Source organism: Borrelia hispanica CRI, from assembly GCF_000500065.1.
Taxonomy (GTDB): domain Bacteria; phylum Spirochaetota; class Spirochaetia; order Borreliales; family Borreliaceae; genus Borrelia; species Borrelia hispanica.
On record NZ_AYOU01000012.1, the window covers coordinates 1 to 2491 of the forward strand.

At 25.8% G+C, this 2491-nt stretch carries 3 protein-coding genes; 2 read left to right on the forward strand and 1 reads right to left on the reverse strand.

Annotated elements, in window-relative coordinates; all coding sequences use genetic code 11:
* The coding region (locus tag U880_RS11025) for a BBA14 family lipoprotein (RefSeq protein WP_326942969.1) at positions 1-128 on the forward strand (128 nt) is incomplete at its 5' end.
* 38 nt (positions 129-166) lie between these two features.
* Here the strand turns inward: U880_RS11025 and U880_RS0100320 are convergent.
* Positions 167-1168 (reverse strand): ERF family protein, encoded by a 1002-nt coding sequence (locus U880_RS0100320; RefSeq protein WP_024654319.1) that lies wholly within the window; start codon positions 1166-1168, stop codon positions 167-169.
* Positions 1169-1376: 208 nt separating this feature from the next.
* Between U880_RS0100320 and U880_RS0100325 the strand changes: the two genes are divergently transcribed.
* On the forward strand, positions 1377-2491 hold a 1115-nt coding region (locus tag U880_RS0100325), incomplete at its 3' end, for a plasmid maintenance protein (RefSeq protein ID WP_051373834.1).

The window sequence follows — 2491 nt, forward strand, 5'->3', positions numbered from 1 at the left end:
CAGAACTTAAAGACGAACATACTGTTGAGAATTTAAAGTTTAATATCAAGTTATTTCAAGATTATATCACCATCACTAAACCTATTGCTAAAGATGTATATAGAAGATATTCAAAATTAAAAAATTAATTATTTAAGCCCCTGATGGGGCTTATTATTTATAATCATCAAGTTAACCTGAATAAACACTGGAATTCTTCTGCCATAGACAGTTGACTAAATAATTTTAATGGACTATTTCCAACTTTATCTGAATCAAATGCCATAAATATATTAAACTTCTCAAGATTACTTAAATCTCTACTACTTTTAGTAAAGTATTCTTTAATTAAATTACACCAATACTCAATACTCTTTAACGTTTTATTTTTATTAAAGTACTCGAGTAATTTAGAATCATCTCCCGATTTAACAGACTCAAGATAATCGTTTATTTCTGACAAACTACTAAATGGTTTATCACTTAAAAACCTATACATATTTCTTGAGGCTATTAGTAAGTTTTGATAATACTTAAATTTATTCATATTAACATTATGTTTAACTTTGGATTTAGAATGTTCAGTATTAACAACTTGTTTGTTTTGTACTCTACTTTCTATTGATTTTGATTTTGTTACACCTACAGATGGTTTGATTGCACTGCTATCTTTACTATTACAAGTATTATTTTCAATTTGTCTTTTATTATTTCTTTGTTCAAGATCTAAATTACTAGCATCAGTATCAACTTCACTTTCTATTGACAAATATGCAACTAGTGCATAACGTTTGAAATAAGTTATTGCAGACCCCACAAGCTGAGACCACGTATTTTGACTTTTGATTCCAATAGATTTCAATTCCTCTATATATAGAGGTGTATCAAATGAATATTCATACCCACTAGAATTATAAAATGTTGTTGTAACAACACTGATTGTATTATTCCCTATAACCTTACAAGTTGGAACTTGTACAAAATCAATATCTAGATTATTTTCCTTAATAACATTCTTAACTTCTCTTACTATTTCATTAAAATCTTGATACTTATATCCATATCCATTAAGATTTTTGTTCACTCCATCCAAACTCATCCTCAAAGTTTTAAGGTTATTTAAAAAGTCTATTCTCTTTTGATTCATTGTTGTATTTTTGTTATTAATTTTTATTTCTTCATTTTTCATATTTAAACTCCTCTCTATCACTTTTATATATGGATATATTATATAACAAAAAAATTTTCTAAACAATATTTTTGCAAACTTTTATTTTTGATATTATTATTTTTGACAAATATGCAAAATAAAAAATATTTTTACTAATTATGGATTTACTTATTACTAATAATTGGGTTATTATTACTAGTAATAAGCAATAAAAAGGAGTTCAACAATGAAAACTATAAAAGCTATCAAAAAGCTCGAAACACAATGCAAAAATAAATACCAACACAAACTAATAGTATTAATATCAACAATTGATTATACCAATCACAAATATGAAAAATATACACAAAGTGATCTACTTTATTACTTTAATGGCAACTTAAAACGTAACGGACAGAAAGAAACTACTATTAAAACACTACAAAAATATCTATACAAATTAGGCAAAGAATTTAAAGTAACAAATAACTATTATCAACATTTAGGAATTAATATGGGTACTGAAGTTTATTATGAACTCAAATACAACAAAAAAGAATGTAATAGATTAATAAATAAAAGTTTCAAAATAAAAAAAGAAAAAAGATTCCAAAAGCGCGTTAATGAACATTTTAAAAGCAAATTCAATAAAGAGGGGAGTGTAGAAAAAGCGGAGTCTTTATATAATAAATATAATAAGAATAAAAAAGAAGAAAAGTGTACAAGTCAAATCGAAGATTTTCAATTGAAGAAATATGCAAATAAATGTAATTTTAAGACGAGATTCTTCTATAATATTCTTAAACTTAATTTAGAAAAAGAAGTAAAAGTTGACTTATTGAGGAAACTGAAGAATGCTGAGAATGCAATAGAGAGATGCTATATTGGAGATACTAAAAGGGGAGAAGATAAAAGATGCGTAACATTGAAAGAGAAACAAGAGAAGCTTTCATTGGTGTTAGAAAGTGTAGTAACGGAATTAAAAAATGAAGGATATGATAGTGCAGATTTAGAAGCCAAGATGGGGTCTATATATGAAAAATATAGACCCAAGCCCCATTTTATTATAGAACAAGAGAGATATGGGGATTTGAGCGTCATTGTTGCGAATTTAAAGAAGACGGTCAAAAAAACAGAAAATCTGAAATCACAATATGAAGATCTTAAAAACAATATATTTAGCATACTACTTGATCAATTGAGACAAAAAGTAAAGATAGAAATTCTCATACCAAAATTGAAAGAGTATTTAAAAAGGCAAGAGAAATTAGAATATAAAAAGGTATTTAATAACCAGTATTACTATGAACTTTTAGATTTGATAGAAAACCAGAAGGAACATTTAAAACACTCTGAATTTAA